Origin of the sequence: Nocardia grenadensis NBRC 108939 (assembly GCF_001613445.1) — a bacterium.
Lineage (GTDB): Bacteria > Actinomycetota > Actinomycetes > Mycobacteriales > Mycobacteriaceae > Nocardia > Nocardia grenadensis.
The window spans coordinates 230,432-257,155 of the sequence record NZ_BDCJ01000010.1 but is presented as its reverse complement, the minus strand read 5'-3'; the positions used below and the strand labels follow the sequence as shown (position 1 = coordinate 257,155).

Here is a 26,724-nt window from a genome sequence, read left to right as displayed (position 1 = left end):
GGTCTGGGGTTGTTCGCTGGATCAGCGCTTTGGTTGTGGGCTGTGTCGTCGGTCGGGGCGTTTCGTGGGCCGCGCGGCTGTGGTCTGGGGTTGTTCGCTGGATCAGCGCTTTGGTTGTGGGCCGGGTCGCGGATCGGCTCGTTCGAAAGCCGTGCGGACGATTTGCCTAGGCTGTTGCCATGATTACCGCCATCGTTCTGATCCAGGCCGACAACGGGCGTATTCCGGAGACCGCGCAGGCGGTGGCCGATACCGAGGGCGTGACCGAGGTGTACTCGTGCGCCGGCGACGTCGACCTGATCGCGCTGGTGCGGGTCAGGGACCACGAGGAGGTCGCCGAGGTGGTCACCGCGCGGATCGACAAGGTCGCCGGCGTCCAGCGCACGGTGACCCATATCGCGTTCAAATCGTATTCACGCGCCGATATCGAGGCCGGTTTCTCGATCGGCGAGTGAACCGGGCGGGTCAGTCGTCGCCGAGGGTCCGGGTGAGCGCCGCCCAGCGGTCCAGCAGGGCGGCGGCCGCGCCGCTGTCGATCGCGGTGGCCGCACGTTCGATCCCGGCCATCAGCCGATCGTCGAGATCGGCCGCGGCGTCCGCGCCGCGGGACAGGTCGTAGGCGGTGAGGGCGGCGGCGGAGTTCACCAGGACGGCGTCGCGCACCGCACCGGGATCACCCGCCAGTACATCGCGGGCCACCCCCGCGTTCACCTCGGCGTCGCCGCCGCGCAGCTCGTCCAGGTGGACCCGGGGGATCCCCAGCCGAACCGGATCGATCACGGCCTCCCGGATCGCCCCGTCGGCGACCACGAAGACATCGGTGACATCGGAGGTGGTGATCTCGTCCAGGCCGTCGCGGCCGCGAACCACCAGGGCACCGGCGCCCCGCTCGGCGAACACCCCGGCAATGGTCGCCAGGAGGTCAGGGAACGCGCAGCCCACCAGGCCGGCGCTCGGCTGGGCGGGATTGGTGAGCGGGCCCAGCACATTGAAGACGGTCGGGATCCCGATCTGTTTCCGGGCCGGGCCGGCGAAACGCAGACCCGAGTGGAACAGCGAAGCGAAGCAGAATCCGATACCGACCTCACGGACACAGCGCGCCACCGACTCGGGGCCCAGGGCCAGCTTCACCCCGAGGGCCTCGAGTACATCGGCGCCACCGCTCTTGGAGGACGCGGCCCGATTACCGTGCTTGACGACCGGCACCCCGGCTGCCGCGACCACGATCGAGGACATGGTGGAGATGTTCACCGAACCCGAGCGATCGCCGCCGGTACCGACGATGTCCACCGCGTCGCCGTCGATTTTCACCAGCCGCGCGTGCCCGAGCATGCCGCGGGCCATACCGCCCAGCTCGGCGGGGGTGGGGCCCTTGATCTTCATCGCCACCCCGAACGCGGCGATCTGCGCCGCGGTGGAGTTGTCGGTGAAGATCTCGTCGATCACCCAGGTCGTATCGTCCGCGGTGAGGTCCTGTCCGTCGGCGAGCGCCCCGAGCATCTGGGGCCAGCTGCGCACGCTCATCTCAATCTCCTCGTCGCACCGATATCTGTGACCGAACGGTTGTGCAACACCCTAAACCGCCCACTGCCGGGCGCACCGCACGACGTCATCGGCGCTGTTGGCGGGGTCTGGGCGGCAGGGGAGCGGCCGACACGCCGCACCGCCGTGAGAGACGCACGGCGCCGGTCGATCACGACACGGCCGATCAAGTTTGGAACCCGACTTCGACTGTCGTACTACGAAGAGTCATACTTACCCCCGTGACGACCGCAGTAGGTACCTCAGGATCGGCCATAACCCAGCGTGTGCATTCGCTGAACCGGCCCAACATGGTCAGCGTCGGTACCATCATCTGGCTGTCCAGCGAGCTGATGTTCTTCGCCGGCCTCTTCGCGATGTACTTCGTCGCGCGAAGTCAGGCTCCGGAGTGGCCGATGCCGCCGACGGAGCTGAACCTCGGCCTGGCCATCCCGGTGACCGCGGTCCTGATCGCCTCGTCGTTCACCTGTCAGATGGGTGTGTTCGCGGCCGAGCGCGGTGACGTCTTCGGGTTGCGCCGCTGGTACGTCCTCACCTTCTTCATGGGCCTGTTCTTCGTGCTCGGTCAGGGCTACGAGTACATCCACCTGGTGGAGCATGGGACGTCGATCTCCGGCAGCTCCTACGGTTCGGTGTTCTACATCACCACCGGGTTCCACGGCCTGCACGTCATCGGCGGTCTGATCGCGTTCCTGTTCCTGCTCGCGCGCACCGCGATGAGCAAGTTCACCCCGGCTCAGGCCACCGCCGCGATCGTCGTCTCGTACTACTGGCACTTCGTCGACATCGTCTGGATCGGGCTGTTCGCCGTGATCTATTTCGTCCAGTGACGCCGGCCGGCATCCGAGTGTCAGCGCCGGAGGAGGTATCGCAGCGTCACCACGCAGGCGTAGCTCGGGCGCCCCAGCCAACACTGCCCACCACGGTTCCGTCTACTCCAAAGGGACACAGATGAGTTCATCGCCCCCGACAGCGCCAGCGCCCGCCAGCGGTGGGCACGGCGAGGCCAGCAAAAAGCGCAGGCAGCGCCGCGTCCGCCGACGGATAGCGGGTGGCCTCGCGCTCATGGTGGGTCTCGTCGGAGCCGGTTTCCTCGCCTCGGCGCTCACCCCCGAGCCGCAGGTGGCCACGGCCAACGAAGACTCGGTGGCGCTGATCCGCGAAGGTCAGCAGCTGTACGAGACCTCCTGCGTCACCTGCCACGGCGCCAACCTGCAGGGTGTACCCGACCGTGGTCCCGGCCTGATCGGTGTCGGCGAGGCAGCGGTGTACTTCCAGGTCTCCACCGGGCGTATGCCGATGGCCCGCAACGAAGCGCAGGCCTCGCGCAAACCCGCCAAATTCGACGCGCACCAGACCGACGCACTCGGCGCCTATGTCGCGGCCAACGGCGGCGGCCCGACGGTGGTGCGCGACGCCAACGGTGAGATCGCCCAGGAATCGCTGCGTGGCGGCGATATCGGCCGCGGTAGCGAGCTGTTCCGGATGAACTGCGCGTCCTGCCACAACTTCACCGGCCGCGGTGGCGCACTGTCCTCGGGTAAGTTCGCCCCGCCGCTGGATCCGGCCTCCGAGCAGCAGATCTACACCGCCATGGTCACCGGCCCGCAGAACATGCCGAAATTCTCCGACCGGCAGCTCTCGCCGGAGGAGAAGCGCGACATCATCGCCTACGTCAAGGACGCGGCCGAGGCGAAGCCGCCGGGCGGCTGGGGCCTGGGTGGTTTCGGTCCCGCGACCGAAGGTCTGGTCATGTGGACCGTCGGCATCGTGGCCGTCGTCGGTGCGGCGATCTGGATCGGATCACGGACATGACCGGGTCAGCGCCCGGAGGCGGCAGCTTGCGTAGCCACGGAGGGCGTCCGGGCATGTCCCAATGGAAGGGCGCTTGCCATGAGTGAAGAACAGGAGCGAAACGAGATGGGTCGCCTGGACAAAGATTCCGCGGCCGCGACCCCGGCGGAACCGACCGAGGCCGAACTGGACGCGATGTCGCGGGAAGAGCTGGTCGCCCTCGGCACCGCCCGCGACGGCGTGGAGGTCGCCTACCGCCGGGAACGCTGGCCGGTGCCGGGCACCCGGGCCGAGAAGCGAGCCGAACGGCAGGTCGCCCTGTGGTTCGCGATCTCCGGTCTGGCCGCGGCCGCCCTGGTGGGTGTTTTCCTGTTCTGGCCCTGGCAGTACAAGGGCAAGGAAGACGACGGGCACGGCCTGTACTCGCTCACCACTCCGCTCTATGGTCTGACCTTCGGTATCTCGATCCTCGCCATCGGTATCGCCGTGGTGCTGATCCGGAAGAAGTTCATTCCCGCGGAACTGTCGGTCCAGGACCGGCACGACGGCAAGTCCAGCGAGGTCGACCGGCGCACGCTGGCGGCCGAACTGGGCGACGCCCTCGACACCTCCACCCTGGGCCGCCGCAAGCTCATCACCCGGACCGCCGGCGCGGGCGTCGGTATCCTCGGCATCGGCGCGCTGCTGGTGTTCGTGGGCGGCATGGTGAAGAACCCGTGGGCGCAGCGTGAGAAGTCGCCGCTGTGGGTGTCGGGCTGGACCCCGGACTACCCGGGCGAAACCGTCTACATCCGGCGCGACACCGGCCGTCCGCAGGACATCGTGCTGGTTCGTCCCGAGGATCTGGACGCGGGCGCCATGGAGACGGTCTTCCCGTGGAAGGAATCCTGGCGTGGCGACGAGCATGCCACCCTGCAGTCGCTGCGCGGTATCCGCAACGCCGTGATGCTCATCCGGCTGCGCACCGAGGACGCGAAGAACGCGATCAAACGTAAGGGTCAGGAAAGCTTCAACTTCGGCGACTATTTCGCCTACTCGAAGATCTGCACCCACCTCGGCTGCCCGACCTCGTTGTTCGAACAGCAGACCAACCGGATCCTGTGCCCCTGCCATCAGTCGCAGTTCTCCGCGACCGAATGGGGCAAGCCGATCTTCGGTCCTGCCGCCCGGGCGCTGCCGCAGTTGCCGATCACCGTAAACTCAGAGGGGTACCTGGTCGCCAACGGTGACTTCATCGAACCCCTCGGCCCGGCCTTCTGGGAGCGTCGATCATGAGTGCTGGAGAGGCTGTCGGCCGCAAACTTGCGGCACAAGCCAACGAAGTGGACGAGCGCTATCGCGCCGCCGCCTTCATGAAGCGATCGATCAACAAGGTGTTCCCCACCCATTGGTCGTTCCTGCTGGGTGAGATCGCGCTGTACGCGTTCATCATCCTGCTGCTGTCGGGTGTGTACCTGACGCTGTACTTCGACCCGTCGATGGCGCACGTCACCTATGACGGTGCCTACCAGCCGCTGCGCGGTGTCGGTATGTCGCGGGCCTACGAGACCGCCCTCAACATCTCCTTCGAGGTGCGCGGCGGTCTGTTCGTCCGGCAGGTGCACCATTGGGCGGCGCTGCTGTTCGCGGCCTCGATCATCATCCACCTGTTCCGCATCTTCTTCACCGGCGCGTTCCGTAAGCCGCGTGAGGCGAACTGGGTGATCGGTTCGCTGCTGCTGATCCTGGCGATGTTCGAGGGCTTCTTCGGTTACTCGCTGCCCGACGACCTGCTGTCGGGTACCGGGCTGCGGGCCGCGTTCTCCGGTATCACCATCGGCGTCCCGGTGGTGGGCACCTGGCTGCACTGGCTGATGTTCGGCGGCGACTTCCCCGGCGAGATCATCATCCCGCGCCTCTACATCGCGCACGTGCTGTTGTTCCCGGGCATCATGCTGGCGCTCATCGCGGCGCACGTGGCCATCGTCTGGTATCAGAAGCACACCCAATTCCCGGGGCCGGGGCGCACCGAGAACAATGTGGTCGGCGCCCGTATCGTCCCGGTGTTCGCCGCGGACCAGGGCGCGTTCTTCGCCTTTACCCTGGGCTTCGTGGCGGTCATGGGCGGCGTGCTGCAGATCAACCCGATCTGGAACCTGGGCCCGTACAACCCGTCGCAGGTCTCGGCCGGGTCCCAGCCCGACTTCTACATGATGTGGACCGACGGTCTGGCCCGTCTGATGCCGCCGTGGGAGCTGTACCTGGGCCGCTACACCGTGCCCGCGGTGTTCTGGGTCGCGCTGGTCATGGGCCTGGTGTTCATGGTGTTGATCGCCTACCCGTGGATCGAGAAGAGGCTGACCGGCGATACGGCGCGGCACAATCTGCTGCAGCGCCCGCGTGACGTTCCGGTCCGTACCGCGATCGGTGCGATGGCCATCACCTTCTACGTGGTGCTCACGCTGTCCTGTGTCAACGACATCCTGGCGCTCAAGTTCGACATCTCGTTGAACGCGACCACCTGGATCGGCCGTATCGGCCTGCTCGTCGCGCCGCCGCTGGCGTACTTCATCGCCTACCGGTTCTGCATCGGTCTGCAGCGCAGCGACCGCGCGGTCCTCGAGCACGGTATCGAGACCGGTGTGATCAAGCGCCTGCCGCACGGCGAGTACATCGAGGTGCACCAGCCGCTGGGTCCGGTGGATGCGCACGGCCACCCGCTCCCGCTGGAATACCAGGGTGCCGTGGTGCCCAAGAAGATGAACCAGCTGGGTTCGGCCGGACAGCCGGGTACCGGCAGCTTCCTGCGGCCCGACCCGCGCGGGGAGAGCGAACAGCATTTCGCGAACGAGCTGGAAGAAGAGCACAGGCAGATCGCTGTACTCAAACGAGTGCAGGAGGAAGGCCGCTCGAACGGCGATAACGGGCAGCACGGGCACTGACCCGAACCGCACCGCACTCAGGCCCCCTGGTACCAGGGGGCCTGAGTCTTTCCGGGAGCCGGGCGGGAACCCGGCCGGCTGCTACCGGGCGAGCCTGCGAGCTGCCTCGATGGCCTCGAATTTGGCGAGATTGTGCCGTGCGTCGGCCAGCGCGTCGTGGGCGTCCCGGGGCGGCGGCGGCAATTCCGGCCGGCCATGCGCCTCCCAGTGCTGGCGCAACTCGTTGGTGTAGCGGGGCATCGCCGAGGGCAGATCCACCATCGACCCCCACAGCTGGCACAGCACCACATGGTCGTAGGCGCCGACCCACGCCCACAATTCCGGCGCCACGGTAGGCCGCGGAATCAGGAAGCGGTAGACATCCTCGCGGATCTGCTCTCTGGTCCGCCACAGCGGAGAGGTCTCCGGCGGCAGCTTCGGCAGCACATATCTGTTGACCCAGGGACCCGCACGGCCGGCGTCGAACTCAGAGGACACGGCGTAGAACTCGCGCCCGTCCTCACAGACGAACGCGATCGACACCAGATCGATCACACGGCCGTCCTCGATGAACTCCGCATCGTAGAAGTATCTCAAAAGGTGGGTTCCCATCGGCTGCGAACAAGTGACCCGAGCCTACCCAGGCCGGATGACCGGCAGATCCCCGCGCGGCCGCCCTCCACCCGCAGGTCACCAGTGCCCGACCGGCCCTGCCGGAGGCGGGACGATGAACCCGGCAAAGTATCCTGGACGGGTGAACTGGACCGTCGACGTTCCCATCGACCGTTTGCCCGAGCTTCCGCCGTTGCCCAATGACCTGCGGAAACGTCTCGACGAGGCGCTCTCGCGCCCGGCACTGCAGCAGCCGTCCTGGGACCCGGACCAGGCGGCGAACATGCGCACGGTGCTGGAGAGCGTGCCGCCGATCTGTGTACCCGCGGAGGTCGACGAACTGCGGGAGCGGCTCGCCGAGGTCGCGCGCGGTGAGGCATTTCTCATGCAGGGTGGGGACTGCGCGGAAACCTTCGCCGACAACACCGAGCCACACATCCGTGGCAATATCCGGACGCTGCTGCAGATGGCTGTGGTGCTCACCTACGGGGCCAGCCTGCCGGTGGTCAAGGTCGCGCGGATCGCGGGACAGTACGCCAAACCCCGCTCCTCCGACACCGACGCGCTCGGTCTGAAGTCCTACCGCGGCGATATGGTCAACTCCCTTGTCGCCGAGAGCACCGTCCGGGAACACGACCCGTCCCGCCTGGTCCGCGCCTACGCCAACGCCAGCGCCGCGATGAACCTGGTCCGGGCGCTGACCAATGCGGGAATGGCCGATCTGCACAAGGTGCACGACTGGAACCGGGATTTCGTCGCGCAGTCGCCGGCCGGTGCGCGTTACGAGGCGCTCGCCGGAGAAATCGATCGCGGTCTGCGTTTCATGACCGCCTGCCGGGTCAACGACCCCAGCCTGCAGTCGGCCCGGATCTATGCCTCCCATGAGGCCCTGGTCCTGGACTACGAGCGCGCCATGCTGCGACTCGCGCACAACTCGGCCGGCGACCCGGTCCTCTACGACCTGTCCGCGCATTTCCTGTGGATCGGCGAGCGCACCCGCCAGCTGGACGGTGCGCATATCGCCTTCGCCGAGCTGCTGTCCAACCCCATCGGCCTGAAGATCGGGCCATCCACCACCCCGGAACAAGCGGTGGAGTATGTGGAACGGCTCGACCCGAACAACGAACCCGGCCGGTTGACCCTGGTCTCGCGGATGGGCAATACGAAGGTCCGCGAGATCCTGCCGTCGATCGTGCAGAAGGTCCAGTCGACCGGTCACCAGGTGATCTGGCAGTGCGACCCGATGCACGGCAACACCTACGAATCCTCGACCGGTTTCAAGACTCGGCACTTCGACCGCATAGTCGACGAGGTCCAGGGCTTCTTCGAGGTCCACCACGCCCTCGGCACCCACCCGGGCGGCCTGCACATCGAACTGACCGGTGAGGATGTGACGGAATGCCTGGGTGGGGCCCAGGACATCTCCGACCTCGATCTGTCCGGGCGGTACGAGACGGCCTGCGATCCGCGATTGAACACCCAGCAGTCGCTGGAACTGTCCTTCCTGGTCGCGGAGATGCTGCGTTAGTCGGCGGTGCCTCCGGCGCCGTGGGGTCGAGACACCCTTGTGTCTCGCCGTTTCGGCCTCGGGACTCGAGCCTTCGGCTCATGCGATGTGCGGTGGACCGTCCATAGAGCGCGGCCACGGAGCACCTCCGGCCAAGGGGCGAGGACTCAACCCTTCGAGGTGTCTCGCAACACTCGACGCATGCGGGTTGCGTCGGCTTGGACGTCCAGGGCTCGCGCGCACTGGAGACCACTGTCGCGGTTGTCGGCTACCGACTGAGCGTGGTCTGTCAGGGGAAGGCAACAATTGTGACCGTCGCGCCGGGCTCGACGTTGGCGTTCGCGGGTGGGTTCTGGGAAACCACGGCCGAGGAATCCAGCGGCGCCAACTGCCGGACCTGGACCGTCAGGCCGAGGGATTCCAGCGTATGGCGGGCTTCGGAGACCTTTTTCCCCGTGACCGAGGGCATGGTGACGGCTTCGCAGATCAGTAGGGTGACCGAGGAGCCGGCATCGACGGTGGTGCCGACCGCGGGGTCGGTGCCGATGACCCGGCCGGTTTCGACGAGTTTGTCGTAGACGGGGCGTTCGCCGCCGACCGTGAGTCCGAGGTCGGTGAGTTTCTGCCGGGCTTCGTCGGGGGTGTCGGCGCGCAGGTCGGGGAGCTGGACGGGTTTGGATCCGTTGCTCTTCCAGACCTGTACACGGGCGCCGGCGGGGAGAACGGTGCCCGGGCCGGGATCGATACGGGCCACTGTTCCCTCGGGTGCGGTGCTGGCGACCTCGCCGCCGTCGACGGGTTGGAGGCCCTGGTCGCGGATCAGTTGCTGGACCTCGTCCCAGTCGGCGCCGGGGGAGACCGCGGGGACCTGGGGTTTGCCGCTGGAGATCAGGATGTCGACCGTGGAGCCCTTGGTCTCGCGCGCACCCGGGCCCGGATCGGTGCCCACGACGCCGCCGATGGGAACGGTATCGGAGGCCTTGTTCCGGGTGCCGGTCTCGAATCCGGCGTCCTGGAGTTCGGCGGTGGCGTTCTGGGCCGTCATACCGGCGACGGACGGGACGGTGGCGTAGCGGCCCATGCCGAGCCACCAGCCGCCGATACCGACCAGCAGGGTGAGTACGACCACCATGGCGGCCCAGATCATGCCGTTGCGCCGATGGTGGGCCCGGCTCTCCTGATAAGCGCTGTACTGCGTGGGCTGCTGAGGCGGAATGTAGGTGGGCGGGGGTGGTTCGGCCCGGGGGCGGACCGTGGTGACCATCCGGGTGGCCTGGGGCCCGCCGACCGCGGCGGGCTCGGGTATGGGCGGAGTGACCGGAAGGCGGGCACTGGTGTGTTCGGCCGAGTCCTGGGGGGCGGGGACCCGGTAGGCGGGCAGCTCCAGGCGGGCGGCGATGGCCCGCAGTTCGGCGACCATCTCACCGGCGTCGGCGAATCGGTGCCCGGGTTCGCGGGCGGTCGCCCGGGCGACCAGCCGGTCGAATTCGGGCGGGACGCCGGCGATGAACTCGCTGGGGCTCGGTACGTCGTTCTCCACCCGCTGGTAGGCCACCGACAGGGAATTGTCGCCGGTGAACGGCACCCGGCCGGTGAGCAGTTCGAAGATCAGGATCCCGAAGGCGTACACATCGCTGCGGGCGTCGGCGCTACCGGAGGTGACCTGCTCCGGCGAGAGGTAAGCCGCGGTGCCCAGGATGACGCTGGCCGAGGTGGTGTTGGCCGCGGCCACCGCGCGCACCAGACCGAAATCGGCGATCTTGACATCGCCGGAATCGGAGATGAGCACGTTCTCCGGTTTCACATCGCGATGCACCAGCCCGGCGGCGTGCGCGACGCCGATCGCGGCCAGGACCGGTTCGGCGACCGCGCGGACCGCGTGCGGCGGCATCGGGCCGCGCTCGCGCAGCAGTTCACGCAGGGTGCCGCCCTGGACCAGCTCCATGACCAGGAACGGGTACTCGCCGTCCGTGCCCTGGTCGTAGACCTCGACGAGGGCGGGGTGTTTGAGACCGGCGACGGCCCGGGCCTCGAATTCGAAACGGCTGAGGAACTGGGGGTCGCCGGAAAACTTGGGATCCATCACCTTGATGGCGACCTGGCGGCCCAGCCGGGTGTCGACCCCGCGGAACACCATCGACATCCCACCGCGGGCGATCGGCGCGTCGATCCGGTAGCGCCGATCCAGTACGGCGCCGATCAATTCTGCTCCGGCTGTCACGAACCTCTCCACTTTCCTACCGTGTCCCACACGGTGGCCGCCCCGCGCGGCTGCTGTCGATGGTATCGGCCGAGTCGTCGCGGGTGTCTCACGGCAGGGAGGCGGGCAGCGTCTACCGTTGTCTTCCGTGAGTGCCTTTCCCTGTAGTACCGATGTCCTGCCCGCCTCGGTACCCCTGCTCGCGCTGCCCGAAGTCGCGAAGAAACTGGGCGTTGTGGTGACCAGGGTGCATCAGATGCTGCGCGACAACCAGCTGCTGGCCGTCCGGCGGGACGGCGTGGTCGGTGTCCCCGAGATCTTCTTCGACGATACGGGCGAGATCGTCCGGTTTCTGCCCGGTCTGATCACGGTGATGCGGGACGCGAAGTACACCGACGAGGAGATCCTGGAATGGATCTTCACCGAGGACGACTCGCTGCCCGGTAAACCGGTGGAGGCGCTGCACGGGCCACTGGCGCGTGAGGTGCTGCGCCGCGCCGCCGCCGAACCGTTCTGAACCGTTCCGGACCACGCACGCGGCCCTCAGGTACCGAGGGCCGCGTGCGCGGCGAGCCGTAATCTCCGGCGCCGCGGTACGACGGCGCGCTGCGCGAAGACGGCGTAGCCGCTGTCCTCGATACGATCGAGGATGCCCGCGTAGAGAGCCGCGGCGGTACGGATACCCGGCCGCACCCGGGGGTTCAGCAACTCGATACCCGGCCGGGCGCAGCGGTACAGATCGCGGTTGACAGCGATCAGATGTGCCAGCGCCCGGCGCAGTCGGCGATCGGTACGACCGGTGCGCCGGCCGTCGATCAGCAGCGCTTCGTCCACTCCGAAGGCGGCCAGTTCGGCGGCCGGGAGATAGATCCGGTCGCGGTCGAGGTCCTCCCCGATATCACGCAGGAAATTGGTGAGCTGGAAGGCATCGCCCAGCGCGGCCGCCGCGGGCTCGGCCTCGGCCGCCGGGCAAACGGTGCCCAGGACGGGCAGCAACTGCAGGCCGATGGCGGCGGCCGAGCCGCGCATGTACTCGTGTAGTGCCGCCAGGGTCGGGTAGCGGTTGCGGAACAGCGGCGACCCGGGGATGTCCATGCGCATGGAGTCCAGGAAGGTGCAGAAGTGGCGCCGGTCGATCGCGAACCGGTCGATCGTATCGGTGAGCGCGGGCATGACCGGATCGAATGTCGCGGGTAGGGCCGGATCGGTGCGTGGCGCCCCCGCGCTGCCGACGGACTGGGACCAGGCGGTGCGGAGATGGCGCTCGACCGCGTCGAGCGCGGTCACGGCCCGCTGCGGTTCGCCGGCAGCGTACGGATCGTCGACGATATCGTCGACCGTGCGTGCGAAACCGTACAGCGCGTGCACCGCGGGGCGGCGGTCGGCCGACAGCAGCCTGGTCGCCAGATAGTAGGAACGTCCGTGCGCCGCGGCCACCCGGCGGCAGTACCGGTAGGCGTCCCGCAGCGCGGCCGGGTCGGCCGGGTCGGTCCGCGGCGCGGGTGCGCCGGGCCACACACCGCTGCGGCCGTTCACAGACCGCTGGAAACAGTGGGCGCGGGAACCGCCCGGGGCGTACCGCGTAACCGCAGCGGATCGACGGTGCGCAGCGAGAGCGCGGCGACCACGGAGGCGAAGGTCGCGGCCGCGACATGCCAGAAGTTGTACAGGCCGATCGAACCGTCGGGCTGGAACACCAGCATCAGCCAGGTGCAGACACCGACCAGGGTCATGAGGGTGGTGGTGGAGAGCGCGAAACCGGCGGCCAGCGCCAGCGGCCACGAGTAGTACCAGGGCAGCGCGGCCGGTGACAGGATCACGATGGCGACGAAGGCGATCAGGATGCCCAGGACGGCGTCGCGTTCGCTGAGCTTGAACCGCCACCAGGTCCACACCAGCAGCGCCCCCAGGGCCAGCATGCACAGCATGCGGGTCACCTCGAGGGTCGAATCCAGCCCGAAGGGGGTGATCCAGGTGACGGCGTGTGCCATGACGGTGGGCAGCGACAGCCAGTTGATGATCTTGCGCGACCCGGAGAGCGCGGTGAGCCAGCCGATCCCGACACCGGCGATCGCCGAGGCGGCCACGAACACCGCCGCGAATACCGCGAGACCGAGACTCGCGATCTTGGCGAACATCTTCCAGTGATGGGCCAGGAACTCCCGGCTGCTGGTGGCCAGGGCGGCGCGCTGGCCGTCCTCGGCACGGCGCTCGCGTTCGTGCAGCATCCAGATCCACACCAGGAAGGGCAGCGCGACACCCGCGGTCGCCTTGATGGCGACTCCGATCGCCACCACCACGATGCCGGCCACATGATGGCGTTCCAGCACCAGCGCGATCCCGGCGCACATCAGGCCGACCATCAGCATTTCGTTGTGCACGCCGCCGATGAGGTGGATGAGCACCAGCGGGTTGAGCACCGCCAGCCACAGGGCGACGGCCGGTCTCCCGCCGAGGTGCTTGGTCAGGTACGGCACGGCCCACATCATCAGGGCCAGGCCGGGCAGCATCACGAACCGCAGGGCGATCGTGCCGCCGACCACGCTGTCACCGGTGACCGCGGTGATCGCGCGGCCCAACAGCAGAAACGCCGGGCCGTAGGGCGCGGTGGTGGTGGTCCAGACCGTGCTGACGTTGTCGAGCAGGATGCCCGGATTGGCGACCGGGCCCACCTGATACGGGTCGAAACCGTCGCGCAGCAGCGCGCCCTGGGCCAGATAGGAGTAGGCATCGCGGCTGAACATGGGGACCGCGAACATGAGTGGCGCGATCCAGATACCGACGATGGCGCGCAGTTCGTTGAGCCGTACCTCACCGGAGTGGCCACCGAACCCGAGCGTGATCCGGCCCAGCCGGACCCAGGCCGCCACCATCATCAGCACGCCCACCCAGACGCAGATCATCGACAGTGCGTAGCCATGGCCGAACCGCAACCAGGACAGATGAACCGCCTCGAGTAGCGGATCGCGTTTGCGGACGCCGCCGGCGCCGAATCCGCCGAAGGTGATCATCAGGGCACCGGCGAAGCCGAGCAGGGCCGCATGGCCTTCCGGGCTGCGCAGGAAATCGCCGCAGATACGCAGCCGGCCCCAGAACCCGGGTGCGAGACCGGTACCCGCGGTCGCGCGGGTGGGCGGCGGGGAGACGGGCGAATCCGTGTCGGCGACCGGAACGGCGCTTGTGGTGGTGTGCGTATGGGGGGCTGGCATCTGGTGTCGTTCCCCCCTGAATGGTCGGCGGTCGCAACCGCGGGCGAATAGGTCGGCGCTCAGTTTACGGCTTCCGTCACGGAAGGCGGCCGGACGGTGGCCGGGCGCGCGTCCGGACCCCGCGATTCTCGCCCACAACGCGCTGTGCCGCGAGTTTTCCCGACAGCAGTGCGGTCGGGACACCGACGCCGGGCGTCGTACCGCATCCGGCCAGGACCACGTTCTCCTTGCCGGGGGCGAGGTTACGGGTGCGGAAGGGGCCGGTCTGGCGGAACAGATGCGCGGCCGAGAACGGAGTTCCGGCGAGCATGCCCTGATCGCGCCAAGTCGCGGGCGTGTCGAGCCGGTCGACGGTGAAGTGCCCGGTGATCCCGTGATACCCACGCCGCTCCAGGACCGCGAGCAGTTCGCTCAGGTAGGAAGGGCCCAGCCGCGGCCAGTCCAGCGGCGCGGAATCCAGGTTGGGGCAGGGGGCGAGCAGGGAGAACGGCTCGTACCGGGTCGCGCCGCGGGTCAGATACAGGCCGGGGTCGCTCAGTGCGGGCCGGGTGAGCAACAGCGACGGATCGCTCATGAGCCGGCCGCCGCGGCGTGGTGTGATCTCGGCGAAGGTCCGCGCCCAGGCGGCGCCGAAGTCGATGGTGTGATGGGCCTGCACCGGCCAGTTCTCGGTGATGCCGGCGGGGACGGTGCCATGCGCGACGACCGCCGACGGCGAGGCCCGCAATCCGCGGCGGGGGCGCACGCCGAAACGATCCAGCGCCCCGAGGTCGGCGGTGAGGACCACCGCGTCGCAGGGTAGCGCTCGACCGTCGGCCAGCAGGACCCGCCGGGCCCGGTCCGGCCCGCGGCCGCGGCGGTAGTCGATTCCGGTGACCTCGGTGCCGAGTTCGAGTCGGCCGCCGGCCGCGGTGAACGCGCCCGCCAAAGTTTCGGCGACCGCGCGCATTCCGCCGTCGGGGAAGTAGACGCCGAGAGCGGTGTCCATATAGGGGATCGCGCCGTATACGCCGAGCGCCTGTTCGGGGGCCACTCCCGCGTACAGCGCCTGGAAGGTGAACAGCCGGGTCAGTCGCGGATCGCGCAGCGTCCGGGAGACCCGGGAGCCCAACCGGCCGAAGCCGCCGAGCCCGGCCAGCCGGAACAGCGCCGCCCGCTTCTCCGGGTACCGCACCATATCCAGCGGCGAATCGAAGTTCGTGGCCAGGAATTCATCGTATTCGGCCCGGAACACGCGACCCAGCCAGTCCCGTAACCGCCGATACCGGACAGCTTCCGCCGGTCCGCACACCCGCGCCACCTCGGCGCTCATCCGCTCCGGATCGGAGAAGACCCGCAGGTCGGACCCGTCCGCGAAACGAGCGTGGTAGGCCGGGGTCAGCGGCCGGATCCGCAACGGTGGCACGGTGCCCGAGGTGTCGGCGCCCACCGCGGCCAGTGCGTCGTCGACGAGTCCGGGGAGGGTGAGCACGGTGGCCCCGGAATCGATTTCGTAGTCGGCGAACCGGTACCGGCCGACCCGGCCGCCGACATGGTCATCGCGTTCCACCAGGGTGACCGCACATCCGGCGCCGGTCAGATACAGGGCGGCCGACAACCCGGACAGGCCCGCACCGACCACGACCACCTGTTCCACCGGCCCCGGTACCGACTTCACGACGGGTCCTTCCGCTCGTACCGGTGCGCCGCCGCGGCGGTGTCCGGCCTACCGCCGGTCACGCCGCGCGCCGGGTGGCCGCCAAGGCCATCTCGCGCAGCCGGGTCTTCGCCTCCGGCGTCGCGGAACTGGCGTCGATCGCGCCCAGACCCTGCTCGGTGAGTGCGCTGATCCTGGCCTCCACCGCGTCGACCGCCCCGAGTTCGAGGAGCAGCGCGCGCAATTCGCCGACCTGCGCGTCCGACAGGTCGGTACCGATCGCGCCGCGCAAGGTGTCGCCGGCGGCCGGGTCCGTTTCCGCGGCGCGCTGCAGCGCCTCCGCGACGAGTACGGTGCGTTTACCCTCCCGCAGATCGTCACCGGACGGTTTACCGGTCACGGCGGGATCACCGAAAACACCCAGGAGATCGTCGCGAAGCTGGAAGGCGATCCCGATATCGGTGCCGTAGGTGCGGTAGGCGGCGATGAGCCCGGGGTCGGCGTCGGCGAGCGCCCCACCGAGATGCAGTGGACGTTCCACGGTGTAGGCGGCGGTCTTGTACCGATTGATCCGCAGCGCCGCGGCCACCGATTCGTCGCCGCTGGCCTCGCCGTGGACATCGAGCAACTGCCCGCCCAGGACCTCGGTGCGCATCCGCGCCCACACCGGGGCGAAGCGAGCCAGCGCCGCCGCGTCCAAGCCGGCGTCGTGCACCATATCGTCGGCCCAGGCCAGTGCCAGATCACCGAGCAGGACGGCCACCGATTCCCCGTAGTGGGCGGAATCTCCGGCCCAGCCCGCCTGTCGATGCCGCTGTTCGAAGTCCACGTGCACGGTCGGGAAGCGGCGCCGGGTGCGCGAGTAGTCGATGATGTCGTCGTGGATCAGCGCGCAGGCCTGGACGAGTTCCAGGGCCGAACAGGCCCGGAGCACGGCCACCGCCTCGGCGCTCGCGGGATCGCCGCCCGCACCCAGCCAGCCCATCCACGCGAAACCCGGTCGGGTGCGCTTGCCGCCGCGCAGCGTGAACGATTCCAGGGCCTCGACACTGTCGGCGAATACCGGGCCCAATTCGGCGACCGGGTCGCGGCGGCCGGCGAAGAATTCGGTGAGCGTCTGCTCCACGGCCGTGGCGAACGCCGCCGTCCCGGGAACGGCCACGATGGGCCCCGACCGCATCGGTATACCGGTTCCGGCTGACAGGGTGACCTCCCAGATCGTCGAATGCGTGGGCGCGCGGCTACCGGAACCGGTGGCGCCGGTAGCCGCGGGAGCCACCCACGTGCGCCCGCCGTGGCGGCGGGACCTTGATCGCAGAATACGCGCGCGCCCATGGCGCGGATCCGGTGGCGGCGATGGGAGGGAATCGGGATCGATACCGGACGGCTCTAGACTGGGCCGGTGAGTTTCGACAACGCGCGGGGACTCCCGACCCCCGGTCGGCCATCCCCCACGTCACCGGACGTCTCCACGACGCCTTCGGTCGTGCAGAGCCTGGACCGGCACGCCGGCGGCGCGGTGCCGTTCTCCGTGGAGTTCTCCCCGCCCCGCGACGAGGCGGGCGAGCAGCGGTTGTGGCGGGCGGTGCGCACGTTCGAGCGGATGCATCCGGCGTTCGTCTCGATGACCTATGGTGCCGGTGGGAGCACCCGGGAACGCACGGTGCGGGTCACCGGTGAGCTCGCCCTGCAGACCACCCTGCTACCGGTCGGCCATCTCACGGCGGTTGGGCACAGCGTCGCCGAGTTGCGGTCGATCGTCGGGGCCTACGCCGATTCCGGAATCACCAATATTCTCGTGCTGCGCGGTGATCCGCCGGGTGATCCGCTGGGCGAATGGCATAAACATCCCGACGGGGTCGAGTACGCCGAGGAACTGGTGCGCATCGTGCGCGACCTGGGCGATTTCCATGTGGGGGTCGCCTCGTTCCCGCAGGGACACCACCGTTCGCTCGATCTCGACCACGACACCGCCCATCTGACGGCGAAGCTGCGTGCGGGCGCGGAGTATTCCATCACCCAGATGTTCTTCGACGTCGACGATTATCTGCGGCTGCGCGACCGGGTCGCCGCCCTGGATCCGGTGGAGGGTGCCAAACCGATCATCCCGGAACTGATGCCGATCACCTCGCTGCGCACGGTCGAGCGTGCCGAGCAGTTGTGCGGCCGGCCGCTGCCGGAACGGGTGGTCGAACGGCTGCACCGGGCCGCCGGTTCCGGAGCGGAGGAGGATCGCGCCGCGGTCCGGGCCGCGGGTATCGAGATCGCCACCGAGATGGGGGAACGGTTGATCGCCGAGGGCGCACCGTGCCTGCACTTCATCACCCTGAACTTCGCCAAGGCGACCAGTGAGGTGCTGGCCAATCTGGGGTACGGCGTCACCGCCGCGCCGATCAGCGCCTGAGCGACGCCGGCCGGGCGGTGCGCTCAGTCGGCCGGGGCGTAGACGTGGACGGCGATCCGGGCGCCCCGGCGGACCACTTCGAGCGCGTGGTCGTCGTGGCGCAGAATGAGTCCGGGGGCGCCTTCGACCGGGTCGAGGATCTCTATCCCCGCGATCCGCTCACCGGCGTGGTCTAGGCGGTCGCCGGGCTTGGCCGCGATGAACACTCGGCCGTCGATGACCCACCAGGTACCGGGCAGGCCCGGCAGCAGCTCCGGTGATTCGCCGAGCTGGTGGCGGGCGACCGGTTCGTTGGTGCCGTGCGGGCTGCGCAGCCGGATCGAGCACCGCTCGAGCCATTGCGTCCACGTGGTATCGACGCTGGTGTGGCCGACGATGGTCATGGTGCAGCCTCCTCGAAACCCGGGCCGCGAGGCCCCGCCCGCCGGTCGTGCCGGGCGGGTTCATCATCCGGCCGGGTGCCCGATGGGCACAAGACCAAGAATCATCGAGAATCCAGCTCTTGGCCGGGTATCAGACGGCGTCCCCGCCAGGTCAGCGCGCCGTGGCGGCGGGCGCGGTGTGAGTGTTGCCACAGCGTCAGGTAGGTGGCGACCGAGACGGGGTGGACGAGAGCGTCGGCGAGGTCGCCGCGGTCCGGTCCGCGGCCCGACTCCAGGGTGCGGGCCAGTAGCCGACCCGTGACCGCGGCGGTGTATCCGAGCAGGCCGATTCGGCGCAGCCGGCCGCGGCCCACTACGGCCGTTATCGGAGGCAGCCAGTACGCCCATGCGGCGAGGGCGCCCACCGCGACCCCGCCGGCGGCCGAACCGCCGTAGGCCGACCAGAGCCAGCGGTCGTAGCCGGTCACCAGTTCCTGCGCGTTCCGGTACATCCGGGTGCGCGCCAGGCCACCCGCGGCCGCCACCGCGGTCCGGTGGCCGGCGCGGCGCAGGGCCCGCGCGATATCGAGATCTTCGGTGAGGCTGCCGGCGACCGTCGCGTGACCGCCGATCGCGCGATATCGCGCCGCGTCGAACACCAGGAACTGGCCACAGGACACCACGGTCGAGGTCCGGGTACCGCGATCGGCCCGGGCGACCGGCAGCGTGGACGCCCACGACCAGCACAGCAGCGGTTGCACCAGGCGTTCGGCCACGGTCTCCGCCTCCTGCCGCGGCCAGGGCGCCAGCAATGCGACGCCGCGCTCCCGGAGACACGTCACCGCCGCGGCGAGCGCGGTGGGTGCGAGCCGGACATCGGCATCGAGGAAGACCAGTACCCCGGTTCCGCCGCCGGCCCGCCGTGCGTGCTCGGCGAGGGCGGCGCAGGCGGCGGCTTTGCCGGTCCAGCCCGGCGGCGGCCCGGCGGTACCGCGCAGCAGCTCGCAGCGCGGGTCGCCGTCCATCGCCCGCAGTGCGTGCTCGGCGGTGTCGTCGCCGGAGGCATCGTCGAGGACCAGGATGCGCAATCGAGCTATCCCGATCTGCGCGCGCAGATCGGCGATCAGACCGGGTAGGAGGGCGGCCTCGTCCCGCGCGGGTACGCAGACCGTGACGTTCTCGGTGACCGGGGCGGGTGGCGGGGACAGCCGCGGTACGGTGCGTAGGTTCCAGGCGGTGAGCACGGCACCGGCCACGGCGAAACCGGTCCCGCCGGTCACCGCGCGCCGGCACCACCGCCGCGCCCGCGGTCTCATGCGTTGGATTTGACCTCGTCCCACCAGCGTCGCAAGGAGAAACCGGCCGGCGCGCCCGGTCGGGGCGGATTGCGGTCCACAAAGGCGAGGGCGATGACCACGGCCGCGACCGCGAGGGTGATACCGCCGACGATGCCGGCCCAGCCCGCGAAGGACCGCGTGTTCGGATCGGCGTAACCGACCTCGGCGCGGACGGTACTGACCTCGCCGGCGGGCAGTTTCCACGAGACCACCGAATCGCCCTCGCGATTACCGTTGGTCTTGGCGACCCGGGCCGGGAACGCCACACTCAGCTGCACATCGGAGCCGTGCGGGGCCAGAGTCTCCAGGTCCACCCGGCCGTTGAGGCTCACCAGGTCGCCGTTGCGCTGGAACTTCAGGTCGAACAGGCCCTGTGTCTGCTCCGAGAGCTGCGACAGCTGTTCCACTTCGCCGAAGTTGAGATCGTCGAAGTACACCTCGCTGCCGATGTAGCCGTCCTGGTTGTACGGCTCGATACGCACCTTGGCCGCCAGGGCATCGGGGGCGGTGAGCTGCGGACCCTTGTCCTCACTGTTCTCCGGGACGACCGCGGCCACGATCCGGCCGGACACCCGGTCGTTGGACGACAGACCCATCGAGGCCTGGACGCGCAGGCAGCCGGCCAGCGCCGGGGTGAGCAGGGCGGCCAGGACGAGGACGGCGGCTATCCGCGCGCGCAGTGGGCGGCGCGAGCGCGGAGCGGGGACCGGGGAGCCGGGTTTCGCGGTAACGGGACTCGGAGGCACGGATGACATGGTGCCAGGCCGGAACTCACCGACGCCATGCGACGGGCCCGACGGTTCGCCGATCGTGCCCGGCCCCGCGTCCGGTGGCGTCGCGTACCAGCCGGACCAGCAGCGGAACCCCGAGAAACCCGAGGACGACGCTCCCGTAGCCGGCCGAATACGGCAGGCCGAGAAACACGGCGTGGGCCAGCGCGGAGCCGAGCCAGGTCCACAGGAACATCAGGATCGGGACCGCGGGCCGTTCGGCTCCGCGCGCGGTTCGCTCCCAGAAAGTGAGTGCCGCGGCCATCACCGCCGCCACCGCCAGCCAGCCGAGATAGTTGGTGTACGGGACGGCAGCCAGGCCGGGCAGCCCCGAATCGGTGTTCTGCCAATGCCACTGACCGTCGGCCACCATCTGGGGATCCAGGAACAGATCCCAGCCCACCGCGCCCACCGCGGTCGCGCCGATCCGCGCCGCCGGTCGCGGGCACAGCAGGCCCGTGACCACCCAGATCGGATACAGCCCGCCGGTCCACGCGAGCGGGACCACCAGCGGAACATCGAACAGTTGTGGTCCGATCCGTCCGTCCGCGTAGTCGTAGGCGCCGAACGGTATCCCGGTCGCCGTGCCCACCGCCTCGGCGACCAGGCCGACTCCGGAGACGATCACCAGGAATCCGGCCGCGTAGCCGATCCCGCGCGTCACCGCCGCGTGCAGCAGGGCCGTACCGGCGGTCAGCAGGACCACGGCCACCGTCACCGCGTCACGGGCCGGACCAGTGGTCAGCGGGTAGGCGATCTGGGTGCCGACCAGCACGACGAGCAAACCGGCGGGCAGGAGGTCCCGCCACCGCCCGGCCGCCGGACCGGCTAGCGGCGTACCCACCGGCGGATCCCGCGACTGTCGCGCAGTACCAGGCGCGCGGCGGTACGCCCGCTGGCACCGGACACGCCGCCGCCGGGATGGGTCGACGCACCGGTCAGGTAGAGCCCGGGCGCGCCGGGCACCCGCTGCCCGGACAGTTCCGGCAGCGGCCGCCACAGCATCATCTGGTCCAGACTCATCTCCACATGCATAACATTGCCGCCGCGTAGCCCCATCTCGCGCTCCAGGTCCACCGGCGTCTGGATATGCCGGTCCAGCACCGAGTCCGCGAACCCGGGCGCGTACCGATCCAGTTCGCCGATGATCCGGTCCGCTTCGGATTCGGCGTGCCGGGCCCATCCGCCGTCCTCGGCGAGCCGGTAGGGGTGCCACTGCGACCACAGCGAGAGCTGATGCTGCCCGGCGGGTGCGATACTCGGGTCCAATGCGCTGAAACTCATGGCGAGTACGACGGGCCGGGGCGGTAACCGGCCGCCCAGCGCACTGCCGTGCGCCAGCGCCAGCCGGCGCCGATCCGAGACCAGCAATTGCAGTCCGGTCGCCGATTCGGCGGGTGTCGCACCCGGGTATCGAGGGATATCGCTGGTCGCGGCCCGCACCACCATGCCGATTCCGGGGCCCACCCGAATCCGCCGCTGCCACCGTCGCAGGGGTTCCGGATCGAAGCCGCCCGCGCGTAAGAGTTCCAGTGTGGTGAGGATATGGGTGCCCGCGATCACCGTATCGGCGGTATATTCGCGTCCGGCCGCGGTGCGGACCCGCCAGCCGTCGACCCGGCGGGTCAGGGCGGTGACCGCGTCACCGGCCGTGACCTCGCCGCCGTCGCCGCGCAGCCGGGCCACCAGTGCCTCGGTGAGCGCACCGCTGCCGCCCACCGCCCGGCCGGGCGGCAGCGTGTGCATGAGCGCCGCGAACGCCACCATCGGTGCCGTGCCGGGTTCGGACATGGGCGGCCCCGACTGCGCCCCGAACCACGCCAGTGCCGCCTTCAGTCGCTCGTCGTCGAACCAGGTGTCCAGTAGCGCGTCACCGGACTGCAGGAACTCCCGGGACAGCGCGCTGCCGCCGTCGCGGGCGTCCAGCCCCCAGAACGACCGCAGCAGCCGGCCCCCGGTGGGCGCGCCGCCGAACGAACGCATCACCCGCCGGGCCCGCGGCGCCCAGACGTCCACGAAGCGCCGGTAGGCCGCGGCGTCGCGGTCGCCACAGGCGGCGGCCACCGACGCACAGGTCCGCTCCGGATCGCGGTGGAATACGATCGGCGGCGCTCCGGTCTCCGGGCAGGCCGGGGCGAAGGCCCAGGGATCGCAGTCGAGGTACCGCAGCCCGAAGCGCTCCAGCTCGAGTTCCTCGATGATCCCGGTGTGCCGGACCATCAGATGCGCCGAGGAGCCCCGATCGACCCGATGGCCGGGGAAACGCTCCACGGTCGATACGGCCCCGCCCAGGACCGTATCGCTTTCCAGGACGTGGACCCGGCGGCCCTCCCGCGCCAGATAACAGGCCGCCACCAGCGCGTTGTGGCCGGAACCGATGATCATCACAGTCATGGCAGCAGCGGCAGCGACCGGCCGAGGATCCCGAAGCGGCGGTTGTCGCCCGCGAACACGAAATCACGCAGGACGTCGCGGAAACCCATCCGCCGGTAGAGGCGCCAGGCCCGGTTGTCCTCCTCGCCGACCTCCGGGGTGGACAGCAGCACGGACCGCTCGGGCCGGTCGCGCAGCAACTGTTGGAGCAGGGTCGCACCGATACCGCGGCCCTGCGCACTCGGGTGCACGTGGAGCTCGGTGAGTTCGAAATAGTCGCCGAGCAACTGCGCCGCGGCCGGCTCCGGCCACCCGGAGCGGCGCATCCCCGCGTGTACCTGCTGCTGCCACCACTGATGGGGGCCGCCCCGATAGCCGTAGGCGATGGCGACGAGCGGGGAATGGCGTAGATCGAATTCGCCGTTGTCCTCGGGTACCACCGCGGCGACCGCGTGCCAGCCCGCGCGGTGGGTGTGCTCGGTCCACATCGGTGCCCGATGGTGCTCGGTGCCGTGTGGATAGTCCATGGCTGCGATATAGACCGCCAGTGCGTCGTGCAACCGGGCGCGCAGCGCGGCTACCGAGAGGTCGACGACGACCGGGACGGGAAGGTGGTTCGACTTGACGGCTGTCATTGCGATATCGGTGGGCTCTTTCGCGGTCGGCAGGGCGGCGGGTTTCGGCGCACGAACATGTCGGTGGTCGTCTCTATATTCAAGCTCGAGCCAAACGTTCGAAAACTTGTTCGCCCCCGCGGTGCACGCTCAGCCTGCCATACCGGTGGACCGCCGCGGGGGTGACAGGCGAGATACGGAGGGACGGCTATGTCGGATCGAAGCGTGCACCCGGTGCAACCGGGACGGGCGGGGATGCTCTTGCGGCGCGCCGACGGGCTGCTCATGGAAGCGGCGGGGGAGCGGGATCCGCGGGAACGTTTCCGCGGGGCCTATCTGGCGGCCCTGCGCGGGGCCGGCGCGGTGCTGGCGCTCACCGGCGCCGATACCGCGCCGCGGGCCCGCTCCCGTAACGCGTGGGTGATGTTGCAGCGCGCCGCCCCCGAATTCGTGATGTGGGCGGATTATTTCAGCGGCCATTCCGCGACCCGGGCGGCGCTGGAGGCCGGGCTGCCCCGGGCGATCGACGATCCGGCGGCCGACGAGTTCTCCTCGCGGGTGGCCGCCTTCCTGCACGACGTCGAGGATCTCATCGCCCCGGCCGCCCGGCTGCGCGCCGCCGGTGACGGAGACGACTCGCTCCGATAGGAACCGCCGCCGCCCCCGGACCTCTGGATTCGGCCGTCGCCGGATTCGATCCGGCGACGAACTTCGTTCGGCTGCACCCATATGGTGGTACCACTCTTGGCGAACTCGTATCATTGATGACAGATAGCCGCCAAGGGGTTATCTGTCGCCTACCCGGAGGCGACAGCCACGACCTAGTGCCGGGGGAGGTACCGTGCCACTCTCCGAGCACGAGCAGCGCATGCTCGAACAGATCGAGAGCGCGCTCTATGCTGAGGACCCGAAGTTCGCGTCGTCCGTCCGTGGTGGACGTCTTCGTACAACCTCGAGTCGCCGTCGACTCCAGGCCGCGGCCTTGTTCGTACTCGGCCTCGTCCTACTCGTCGCGGGCGTCGCCCTTCCGGTGCGACCCGGCGGCTTTCCGATCATCAGTCTGATCGGGTTCATCGTCATGTTCGGTGCCGGAGTGCTGCTCCTGCTCGGCGGCGCCAAGGGCGCCACGCCGGACCGCGGCAGCGGTACATCGAGCGATTCCGGCGGTACCGGATCATCGGAGCGGGCAGCCGGCGGGCGTGGGCGTCCGCGTCGTTCCGGTGGATTCACCGAGCGCATGGAGGATCGTTTCCGCCGAAGGTTCGAGGAGTAGGCCACCCGGCGTTCGCGCCGACCCGGTAATCGACGGACAGCGGTGCCGCACCCATCCCGGTGCGGCACCGCTGTCCGTGTATGCGCCGGACCGTTCGCTCGCGGGATGCCCGGGTGCCCGCGGCCCGGCGCTACGTGCCGGGGGCCACCTTTTCCCATCTCCCCCCACCGTGTTCCTCCACCGCGCCCCACTGCTCCGGCCGCACAGGCGTGAACAGTGGGTTTGCTGGAAGTTGACGGGGTCCGCCGGAGTCGGTGGCCGGGGACGCGCGCAGGGAGGCAGGGCCTGCGAAATGTTCGCTCGGCCGGTGATAGCTGGGGTGACCTGCGAAATCGAACGGCCGGGGAGGCACATCACCCCGTGTTTCGATTGAAAGTGGGGGAAAGTGGGGTAATGTGGAGCGCGCACTACAGGAGAGGCCGTGAGGCACTCGACCGGCGTAGCCGGTCAACACCATTCGAGGTGGTCCGGTAGGAGGTATCGGGTTGTTTCTCGGTACTTACACACCTCGTCTGGACGACAAAGGGCGACTCACGTTGCCCGCAAAGTTTCGAGACGATCTGGCGGGAGGGTTGATGGTCACCAAAGGACAGGACCACAGCCTTGCCGTCTATCCGAAGGACGAGTTCAGTGTGCTCGCCCGGCGCGCCGCGTCGGCATCCCGGAGCAACCCGCAGGCGCGGGCCTTCGTCCGGGCGCTGGCAGCGGGCACGGACGAGCAGCGGCTCGACTCGCAGGGCCGGATCGTGTTGTCGGCCGAACATCGCCGGTACGCCAACCTCACCCGCGACTGTACGGTCATCGGTTCGGTCGACTTCCTGGAGATATGGGACAAGCAGGCGTGGGAGACCTACCTCGCCGAGCACGAGGAGGACTACGCACAAGCGAGAGACGAGGCACTGGGCGGAATCTTCTAGCCCGCGCGAGTGCCACGCGGCCTCTGCCCGGACGCGGACCCTGACGTACTTCCCCGACGCCAGGTGCCGCTTCGGTCAGAGACCCCGCGGCATTCGTCACGTCACCGATTTTCCTTCTGTCGCTCACCCCGTGGACGCGCCGGATCGAACGGTGGCGCGGCCGCATCTCGCGCAATCAATTGTTCGCCCGCTTCGGCGCCGGTGATCCGCATCCACCTGAGGTGCGGATGCGACCCGAATCGGGTCGTCACGGAGCGAGGCACGGATCCGGGAGGCCGATTTGAACCGTGAGCAGCACGGCACGCGACACGTCCCTGTTCTGCTCACCCGCGCCGCCGAATTGCTCGATCCGGTACTCGGCGGCCCGACCGCCGTCTACCTCGATGCGACGCTGGGGCTCGGCGGTCATGCCGAGTACTTCCTGCGCACCCACACCGACCTCCGGCTCGTAGGCCTCGACCGCGATACCCGCGCGCTCGAGCTCACCACCGACCGTCTCCGGCCCTACGCCGACCGAATCACCCTGGTACACACCCGGTACGACGGGATCGCCGCCGCACTCGCGGAGGCCGGTCTGCCGGCCACCGGTTCGGTCAGCGGCATCCTGATGGATCTCGGGGTCTCGTCCATGCAGCTGGACGAGGCGGAGCGAGGTTTCGCCTACTCCGTGGACGCTCCGCTGGATATGCGGATGGACGCGACCACCGGCCCGACCGCCGCGGATGTGCTCAACACCTACAGCCAGGGCGAGATCGCCCGGGTGCTGAGGGTCTACGGCGAGGAACGGTTCGCGAACCGGATCGCCGCCGAGATCGTGCGACGCCGCGTCCGGCAGCCGCTGCGTACCAGTGCCGAACTGGTGAGCCTGCTCTACGACACCATCCCCGCGCCGGCCCGCCGGACCGGCGGGCATCCGGCCAAGCGCACCTTCCAGGCACTGCGGGTGGAGGTGAACGGGGAACTGGATTCGCTGCGTGCGGCGCTTCCGGCCGCGCTGGCGGCCTTGCGCCCGGGCGGCCGGATCGTGGTCATGTCCTATCAGTCGCTCGAGGACCGGGTGGTCAAGCACGAGCTGGCCGAGCGCGCGAAATCCCGCACACCGGTGGGGCTTCCGGTCGAACTCCCGGGTATGGGGCCGGAGTTCCGCATGCTGACCCGGGGCGCCGAACAGGCCGGCCCCGCCGAGATCGAGGAGAATCCCCGCGCCGCGCCGGTCCGGATGCGCGCCGCCGAGAAGATCGTGCAGGAGGCGGGATGACACCGGGCACCGGCAC

General features: G+C 69.3%; 25 protein-coding genes. 12 read left to right on the top strand and 13 right to left on the bottom strand.

Features of this window, described 5'->3' with window-relative positions:
- The first annotated feature begins 179 nt into the window (after positions 1 to 179).
- Positions 180 to 455 (top strand): Lrp/AsnC family transcriptional regulator, encoded by a 276-nt coding sequence (locus NGR01S_RS13435; RefSeq protein ID WP_030523878.1) that lies wholly within the window; start codon positions 180 to 182, stop codon positions 453 to 455.
- Positions 456 to 465: 10 nt separating this feature from the next.
- Here NGR01S_RS13435 and trpD read toward each other — a convergent pair whose 3' ends face one another.
- Positions 466 to 1,524 (bottom strand): anthranilate phosphoribosyltransferase, encoded by a 1,059-nt coding sequence (gene trpD / locus NGR01S_RS13430; RefSeq protein ID WP_063036540.1) that lies wholly within the window; start codon positions 1,522 to 1,524, stop codon positions 466 to 468.
- A gap of 239 nt (positions 1,525 to 1,763) precedes the next feature.
- Here trpD and ctaE point away from each other — a divergent pair, with 239 nt between their 5' ends.
- The 4 genes from ctaE (at position 1,764) to qcrB (ending at position 6,257) form a co-directional block, all read left to right on the top strand.
- Positions 1,764 to 2,372: an aa3-type cytochrome oxidase subunit III gene (gene ctaE, locus NGR01S_RS13425; RefSeq protein ID WP_063036538.1), complete on the top strand. Its 609-nt coding sequence runs from the start codon at positions 1,764 to 1,766 to the stop codon at positions 2,370 to 2,372.
- Between the two features lie 121 nt (positions 2,373 to 2,493).
- Positions 2,494 to 3,357, top strand: coding sequence for a cytochrome bc1 complex diheme cytochrome c subunit (gene qcrC / locus NGR01S_RS13420; protein ID WP_084480839.1), 864 nt, complete (start codon positions 2,494 to 2,496; stop codon positions 3,355 to 3,357).
- A 105-nt stretch (positions 3,358 to 3,462) separates the two neighbouring features.
- On the top strand, positions 3,463 to 4,611 hold the full coding sequence (gene qcrA / locus NGR01S_RS13415) for a cytochrome bc1 complex Rieske iron-sulfur subunit (RefSeq protein ID WP_063036615.1): 1,149 nt from the start codon (positions 3,463 to 3,465) through the stop codon (positions 4,609 to 4,611).
- Positions 4,608 to 6,257, top strand: a complete 1,650-nt coding sequence (qcrB, locus tag NGR01S_RS13410) for a cytochrome bc1 complex cytochrome b subunit (RefSeq protein ID WP_063036534.1) — start codon at positions 4,608 to 4,610, stop codon at positions 6,255 to 6,257. The genes qcrA and qcrB overlap by 4 nt, the downstream gene beginning before the upstream one ends.
- Positions 6,258 to 6,338: 81 nt before the next feature.
- On the opposite strand, the gene NGR01S_RS13405 is transcribed toward qcrB, so the two are convergent.
- Positions 6,339 to 6,833, bottom strand: a complete 495-nt coding sequence (locus NGR01S_RS13405) for a polyadenylate-specific 3'-exoribonuclease AS (protein ID WP_063036613.1) — start codon at positions 6,831 to 6,833, stop codon at positions 6,339 to 6,341.
- Positions 6,834 to 6,990: 157 nt separating this feature from the next.
- Here NGR01S_RS13405 and NGR01S_RS13400 point away from each other — a divergent pair, with 157 nt between their 5' ends.
- Positions 6,991 to 8,376 carry a class II 3-deoxy-7-phosphoheptulonate synthase gene (locus NGR01S_RS13400; protein ID WP_063036532.1) on the top strand — a complete coding sequence of 462 codons (1,386 nt, stop codon included), beginning with the start codon at positions 6,991 to 6,993 and terminating at the stop codon, positions 8,374 to 8,376.
- Between the two features lie 268 nt (positions 8,377 to 8,644).
- Here NGR01S_RS13400 and NGR01S_RS13395 read toward each other — a convergent pair whose 3' ends face one another.
- Positions 8,645 to 10,498: a Stk1 family PASTA domain-containing Ser/Thr kinase gene (locus tag NGR01S_RS13395; protein WP_245664576.1), complete on the bottom strand. Its 1,854-nt coding sequence runs from the start codon at positions 10,496 to 10,498 to the stop codon at positions 8,645 to 8,647.
- Between the two features lie 205 nt (positions 10,499 to 10,703).
- On the opposite strand from NGR01S_RS13395, the gene NGR01S_RS13390 reads away from it, so the two are divergent.
- A complete protein-coding gene (locus NGR01S_RS13390) occupies positions 10,704 to 11,072 on the top strand; it encodes an Rv2175c family DNA-binding protein (protein WP_063036530.1) in 369 nt (122 codons plus the stop codon).
- A gap of 26 nt (positions 11,073 to 11,098) precedes the next feature.
- Here NGR01S_RS13390 and NGR01S_RS13385 read toward each other — a convergent pair whose 3' ends face one another.
- From NGR01S_RS13385 to NGR01S_RS13370, 4 genes are all read right to left on the bottom strand, one after another.
- Positions 11,099 to 12,091 carry a phytoene/squalene synthase family protein gene (locus NGR01S_RS13385; RefSeq protein WP_373861420.1) on the bottom strand — a complete coding sequence of 331 codons (993 nt, stop codon included), beginning with the start codon at positions 12,089 to 12,091 and terminating at the stop codon, positions 11,099 to 11,101.
- Positions 12,088 to 13,764, bottom strand: a complete 1,677-nt coding sequence (locus NGR01S_RS13380) for an alpha-(1->6)-mannopyranosyltransferase A (protein WP_084480835.1) — start codon at positions 13,762 to 13,764, stop codon at positions 12,088 to 12,090. The genes NGR01S_RS13385 and NGR01S_RS13380 overlap by 4 nt, the downstream gene beginning before the upstream one ends.
- Before the next feature lie 76 nt (positions 13,765 to 13,840).
- Positions 13,841 to 15,421: a phytoene desaturase family protein gene (gene crtI, locus NGR01S_RS13375; protein WP_063036528.1), complete on the bottom strand. Its 1,581-nt coding sequence runs from the start codon at positions 15,419 to 15,421 to the stop codon at positions 13,841 to 13,843.
- 58 nt (positions 15,422 to 15,479) lie between these two features.
- Positions 15,480 to 16,580 (bottom strand): polyprenyl synthetase family protein, encoded by a 1,101-nt coding sequence (locus tag NGR01S_RS13370; protein WP_063036605.1) that lies wholly within the window; start codon positions 16,578 to 16,580, stop codon positions 15,480 to 15,482.
- A 222-nt stretch (positions 16,581 to 16,802) separates the two neighbouring features.
- On the opposite strand from NGR01S_RS13370, the gene NGR01S_RS13365 reads away from it, so the two are divergent.
- Positions 16,803 to 17,804 carry a methylenetetrahydrofolate reductase gene (locus NGR01S_RS13365; protein ID WP_084480825.1) on the top strand — a complete coding sequence of 334 codons (1,002 nt, stop codon included), beginning with the start codon at positions 16,803 to 16,805 and terminating at the stop codon, positions 17,802 to 17,804.
- A gap of 23 nt (positions 17,805 to 17,827) precedes the next feature.
- Here the strand turns inward: NGR01S_RS13365 and NGR01S_RS13360 are convergent, their stop codons facing one another.
- The 6 genes from NGR01S_RS13360 to NGR01S_RS13335 form a co-directional block, all read right to left on the bottom strand.
- Entirely contained in the window at positions 17,828 to 18,187 is a 360-nt protein-coding gene (locus NGR01S_RS13360) for a hypothetical protein (RefSeq protein ID WP_063036524.1), read from the bottom strand.
- A 101-nt stretch (positions 18,188 to 18,288) separates the two neighbouring features.
- Entirely contained in the window at positions 18,289 to 19,482 is a 1,194-nt protein-coding gene (locus NGR01S_RS13355) for a glycosyltransferase family 2 protein (protein ID WP_084480823.1), read from the bottom strand.
- The gene (locus NGR01S_RS13350; RefSeq protein ID WP_063036520.1) at positions 19,479 to 20,258 is read right to left on the bottom strand and encodes an LppM family (lipo)protein; all 780 of its coding nucleotides are present in this window, start codon (positions 20,256 to 20,258) and stop codon (positions 19,479 to 19,481) included. The genes NGR01S_RS13355 and NGR01S_RS13350 overlap by 4 nt, the downstream gene beginning before the upstream one ends.
- Positions 20,259 to 20,274: 16 nt before the next feature.
- Complete coding sequence (locus NGR01S_RS13345; RefSeq protein ID WP_373861419.1) at positions 20,275 to 21,117, bottom strand: carotenoid biosynthesis protein; 843 nt, start codon at positions 21,115 to 21,117, stop codon at positions 20,275 to 20,277.
- Positions 21,102 to 22,667, bottom strand: a complete 1,566-nt coding sequence (locus NGR01S_RS13340) for a phytoene desaturase family protein (protein WP_063036518.1) — start codon at positions 22,665 to 22,667, stop codon at positions 21,102 to 21,104. The genes NGR01S_RS13345 and NGR01S_RS13340 overlap by 16 nt, the downstream gene beginning before the upstream one ends.
- Positions 22,664 to 23,281, bottom strand: a complete 618-nt coding sequence (locus NGR01S_RS13335; RefSeq protein ID WP_063036516.1) for a GNAT family N-acetyltransferase — start codon at positions 23,279 to 23,281, stop codon at positions 22,664 to 22,666. The genes NGR01S_RS13340 and NGR01S_RS13335 overlap by 4 nt, the downstream gene beginning before the upstream one ends.
- A 234-nt stretch (positions 23,282 to 23,515) precedes the next feature.
- Here NGR01S_RS13335 and NGR01S_RS13330 point away from each other — a divergent pair, with 234 nt between their 5' ends.
- The 4 genes from NGR01S_RS13330 to rsmH all read left to right on the top strand — a co-directional run bounded on the left by NGR01S_RS13330 (position 23,516) and on the right by rsmH (position 26,708).
- Positions 23,516 to 23,908, top strand: coding sequence for an SAV_6107 family HEPN domain-containing protein (locus NGR01S_RS13330; protein ID WP_063036374.1), 393 nt, complete (start codon positions 23,516 to 23,518; stop codon positions 23,906 to 23,908).
- Positions 23,909 to 24,101: 193 nt separating this feature from the next.
- Entirely contained in the window at positions 24,102 to 24,533 is a 432-nt protein-coding gene (locus NGR01S_RS13325) for an SCO2097 family morphological protein (RefSeq protein WP_063036373.1), read from the top strand.
- A gap of 485 nt (positions 24,534 to 25,018) precedes the next feature.
- Positions 25,019 to 25,450 carry a division/cell wall cluster transcriptional repressor MraZ gene (gene mraZ, locus NGR01S_RS13320; protein WP_063036372.1) on the top strand — a complete coding sequence of 144 codons (432 nt, stop codon included), beginning with the start codon at positions 25,019 to 25,021 and terminating at the stop codon, positions 25,448 to 25,450.
- Positions 25,451 to 25,730: 280 nt separating this feature from the next.
- Positions 25,731 to 26,708 (top strand): 16S rRNA (cytosine(1402)-N(4))-methyltransferase RsmH, encoded by a 978-nt coding sequence (gene rsmH / locus NGR01S_RS13315; RefSeq protein WP_063036371.1) that lies wholly within the window; start codon positions 25,731 to 25,733, stop codon positions 26,706 to 26,708.
- The last annotated feature ends 16 nt before the right edge of the window (positions 26,709 to 26,724 follow it).